Raw genomic sequence first — 5,072 nt, forward strand, 5'->3', positions numbered from 1 at the left:
ACACAGCGAGGACGCTGTGCACGACGGGGACTATTCCTCCCTGGTTCGTGCCGCTCTCGTGGTGTCACCCCGATTACGGGGAAGCATTCACGGAGAGTTTGATCCTGGCTCAGGACGAACGCTGGCGGCGTGCTTAACACATGCAAGTCGAACGATGAAGCCGCTTCGGTGGTGGATTAGTGGCGAACGGGTGAGTAACACGTGGGCAATCTGCCCTGCACTCTGGGACAAGCCCTGGAAACGGGGTCTAATACCGGATATGACCTGGGAAGGCATCTTCTCGGGTGTAAAGCTCCGGCGGTGCAGGATGAGCCCGCGGCCTATCAGCTTGTTGGTGGGGTGATGGCCTACCAAGGCGACGACGGGTAGCCGGCCTGAGAGGGCGACCGGCCACACTGGGACTGAGACACGGCCCAGACTCCTACGGGAGGCAGCAGTGGGGAATATTGCACAATGGGCGAAAGCCTGATGCAGCGACGCCGCGTGAGGGATGACGGCCTTCGGGTTGTAAACCTCTTTCAGCAGGGAAGAAGCGCAAGTGACGGTACCTGCAGAAGAAGCACCGGCTAACTACGTGCCAGCAGCCGCGGTAATACGTAGGGTGCGAGCGTTGTCCGGAATTATTGGGCGTAAAGAGCTCGTAGGCGGCTTGTCGCGTCGGATGTGAAAGCCCGGGGCTTAACTCCGGGTCTGCATTCGATACGGGCAGGCTAGAGTTCGGTAGGGGAGATCGGAATTCCTGGTGTAGCGGTGAAATGCGCAGATATCAGGAGGAACACCGGTGGCGAAGGCGGATCTCTGGGCCGATACTGACGCTGAGGAGCGAAAGCGTGGGGAGCGAACAGGATTAGATACCCTGGTAGTCCACGCCGTAAACGTTGGGAACTAGGTGTGGGCGACATTCCACGTTGTCCGTGCCGCAGCTAACGCATTAAGTTCCCCGCCTGGGGAGTACGGCCGCAAGGCTAAAACTCAAAGGAATTGACGGGGGCCCGCACAAGAGGCGGAGCATGTGGCTTAATTCGACGCAACGCGAAGAACCTTACCAAGGCTTGACATCGCCGGGAAAGCTTCAGAGATGGAGCCCCTTTTAGTCCGGTGACAGGTGGTGCATGGCTGTCGTCAGCTCGTGTCGTGAGATGTTGGGTTAAGTCCCGCAACGAGCGCAACCCTTGTCCTGTGTTGCCAGCATGCCCTTCGGGGTGATGGGGACTCACGGGAGACTGCCGGGGTCAACTCGGAGGAAGGTGGGGACGACGTCAAGTCATCATGCCCCTTATGTCTTGGGCTGCACACGTGCTACAATGGCCGGTACAATGAGCTGCGATACCGTGAGGTGGAGCGAATCTCAAAAAGCCGGTCTCAGTTCGGATTGGGGTCTGCAACTCGACCCCATGAAGTCGGAGTCTCTAGTAATCGCAGATCAGCATTGCTGCGGTGAATACGTTCCCGGGCCTTGTACACACCGCCCGTCACGTCACGAAAGTCGGTAACACCCGAAGCCGGTGGCCCAACCCCTTGTGGGAGGGAGTCGTCGAAGGTGGGACTGGCGATTGGGACGAAGTCGTAACAAGGTAGCCGTACCGGAAGGTGCGGCTGGATCACCTCCTTTCTAAGGAGCATTGAGGCCGTGTCGTACTGCGATGCGGTCCAGGGCCATTACGTCAGCGAATGTCTGACGGTGGTTGCTCATGGGTGGAACGTTGACTACTCGGCACGATCGGTTGGTCGTTGTTAGTACTGCTTCCTTCGGGAGGCGTGGAACGCATCGGGTCAACAGGTCGGGTCGGGCACGCTGTTGGGTCCTGAGGGAACGATCATGTTCCTTCTGGTGATGGCCGGCCTCACCGATGGTGTCGTGTAGATACCGGGTGGTGGGGGATGGGTCGTTGTTTGAGAACTGCATAGTGGACGCGAGCATCTGTGGCCAAGTTTTTAAGGGCGCACGGTGGATGCCTTGGTACCAGGAACCGATGAAGGACGTGGGAGGCCGCGATAGGCCCCGGGGAGCTGTCAACCGAGCTGTGATCCGGGGGTGTCCGAATGGGGAAACCCGGCAGTCGTCATGGGCTGTCACCCATGCCTGAACACATAGGGCATGTGGAGGGAACGCGGGGAAGTGAAACATCTCAGTACCCGCAGGAAGAGAAAACAACCGTGATTCCGGGAGTAGTGGCGAGCGAAACTGGATGAGGCCAAACCGTATTGGTGTGATACCCGGCAGGGGTTGCCAGTGCGGGGTTGTGGGATCTCTTGTTCACGGTCTGCCGGCCGTGGGGCGAGTCAGAAACCGTTGATGTAGGCGAAGGACATGCGAAAGGTCCGGCGTAGAGGGTAAGACCCCCGTAGCTGAAACATTAGCGGCTCGTTTGAGAGACACCCAAGTAGCACGGGGCCCGAGAAATCCCGTGTGAATCTGGCGGGACCACCCGTTAAGCCTAAATATTCCCTGGTGACCGATAGCGGATAGTACCGTGAGGGAATGGTGAAAAGTACCGCGGGAGCGGAGTGAAATAGTACCTGAAACCGTGTGCCTACAAGCCGTGGGAGCGTCGCGCATCAAGCTTGCTTGGTGTGTCGTGACTGCGTGCCTTTTGAAGAATGAGCCTGCGAGTTAGCGGTGTGTAGCGAGGTTAACCCGTGTGGGGTAGCCGTAGCGAAAGCGAGTCCGAAGAGGGCGATATAGTTGCACGCTCTAGACCCGAAGCGGAGTGATCTAGCCATGGGCAGGTTGAAGCGGCTGTAAGAGGTCGTGGAGGACCGAACCCACCAGGGTTGAAAACCTGGGGGATGACCTGTGGTTAGGGGTGAAAGGCCAATCAAACTCCGTGATAGCTGGTTCTCCCCGAAATGCATTTAGGTGCAGCGTCGTGTGTTTCTTGCCGGAGGTAGAGCACTGGATAGGCGATGGGCCCTACCGGGTTACTGACCTTAGCCAAACTCCGAATGCCGGTAAGTGAGAGCGCGGCAGTGAGACTGTGGGGGATAAGCTCCATGGTCGAGAGGGAAACAGCCCAGAGCATCGACTAAGGCCCCTAAGCGTATGCTAAGTGGGAAAGGATGTGGAGTCGCAGAGACAACCAGGAGGTTGGCTTAGAAGCAGCCACCCTTGAAAGAGTGCGTAATAGCTCACTGGTCAAGTGATTCCGCGCCGACAATGTAGCGGGGCTCAAGTATACCGCCGAAGTCGTGTCACTCACACATTACCGCCAACGCGGGTGTGGGTGGGTAGGGGAGCGTCGTGTGCCGGGTGAAGCAGCCGTGTAAGCGAGTTGTGGATGGTTCACGAGTGAGAATGCAGGCATGAGTAGCGATTCACACGTGGGAAACGTGTGCGCCGATTGACTAAGGGTTCCTGGGTCAAGCTGATCTGCCCAGGGTAAGTCGGGACCTAAGGCGAGGCCGACAGGCGTAGTCGATGGACAACCGGTTGATATTCCGGTACCCGCTTTGAAGCGCCCAGTACTGAATCTTCTGATGCTAAGGCCGTGAAGCCGCCTGCCGAGTCTTCGGACGAGGTGGGAGTGGTGGAGCCGCTGACCCGAGGGGGTAGTAGGTAAGTGATGGGGTGACGCAGGAAGGTAGTCCAGCCCGGGCGGTGGTTGTCCCGGGGTAAGGGTGTAGCCCGAGTGGTAGGTAAATCCGCCATTCATATAAGGGTGAGACCTGATGCCGAGCCGATTGTGGTGAAGTGGATGATCCTATGCTGTCGAGAAAAGCCTCTAGCGAGTTTCATGGCGGCCCGTACCCTAAACCGACTCAGGTGGTCTGGTAGAGAATACCGAGGCGTTCGGGTGAACTATGGTTAAGGAACTCGGCAAAATGCCCCCGTAACTTCGGGAGAAGGGGGGCCACACCTGGTGATAGCACTTGCTGCTTGAGCTGGGGGTGGCCGCAGAGACCAGCGAGAAGCGACTGTTTACTAAAAACACAGGTCCGTGCGAAGCCGTAAGGCGATGTATACGGACTGACGCCTGCCCGGTGCTGGAACGTTAAGGGGACCGGTTAGCTTGGATTCGTTCAGGCGAGGCTGAGAACTTAAGCGCCAGTAAACGGCGGTGGTAACTATAACCATCCTAAGGTAGCGAAATTCCTTGTCGGGTAAGTTCCGACCTGCACGAATGGCGTAACGACTTCTCGACTGTCTCAACCATAGGCCCGGTGAAATTGCATTACGAGTAAAGATGCTCGTTTCGCGCAGCAGGACGGAAAGACCCCGGGACCTTTACTACAGTTTGATATTGGTGTTCGGTTCGGCTTGTGTAGGATAGCTGGGAGACTGTGAAGCGGGCACGCCAGTGTTTGTGGAGTCGTTGTTGAAATACCAGTCTGGTCGTGCTGGATGTCTAACCTGGGTCCCTAATCGGGATCAGGGACAGTGTCTGATGGGTAGTTTAACTGGGGCGGTTGCCTCCTAAAGGGTAACGGAGGCGCCCAAAGGTTCCCTCAGCCTGGTTGGCAATCAGGTGTTGAGTGTAAGTGCACAAGGGAGCTTGACTGTGAGACTGACGGGTCGAGCAGGAGCGAAAGCTGGGACTAGTGATCCGGCGGTGGCTTGTGGAAGCGCCGTCGCTCAACGGATAAAAGGTACCCCGGGGATAACAGGCTGATCTTCCCCAAGAGTCCATATCGACGGGATGGTTTGGCACCTCGATGTCGGCTCGTCGCATCCTGGGGCTGGAGTCGGTCCCAAGGGTTGGGCTGTTCGCCCATTAAAGCGGTACGCGAGCTGGGTTTAGAACGTCGTGAGACAGTTCGGTCCCTATCCGCTGTGCGCGTAGGAGTCTTGAGAAGGGCTGTCCCTAGTACGAGAGGACCGGGACGGACGGACCTCTGGTGTGCCAGTTGTTCTGCCAAGGGCATGGCTGGTTGGCTACGTTCGGGAGGGATAACCGCTGAAAGCATCTAAGCGGGAAGCCTGCTTCGAGATGAGGACTCCCACCTCCTAGAGAGGGTAAGGCTCCCAGTAGACGACTGGGTTGATAGGCCGGAGATGGAAGCCAGGTGACTGGTGGAGTTGACCGGTACTAATAGGCCGAGGGCTTGTCCTCAGTTGCTCGCGTCCACTATGT

Annotated in this window: 2 rRNA genes; both read left to right on the top strand. The window is 57.6% G+C overall.

The features are described 5' to 3' along the window. The first annotated feature begins 86 nt into the window (after window positions 1-86). Window positions 87-1,612: ribosomal RNA gene (locus tag K7472_RS32055) — 16S ribosomal RNA — on the top strand. A 313-nt stretch (window positions 1,613-1,925) separates the two neighbouring features. Beyond that, a 23S ribosomal RNA gene (locus K7472_RS32060) occupies window positions 1,926-5,051 on the top strand. The 16S and 23S rRNA genes sit together here, the layout of an rRNA operon. Window positions 5,052-5,072 lie beyond the last annotated feature (21 nt).

The sequence above is a fragment of the Streptantibioticus parmotrematis genome, from assembly GCF_019890615.1.
In the GTDB taxonomy this organism is placed as follows: Bacteria; Actinomycetota; Actinomycetes; order Streptomycetales; family Streptomycetaceae; genus Streptantibioticus_D; species Streptantibioticus_D parmotrematis.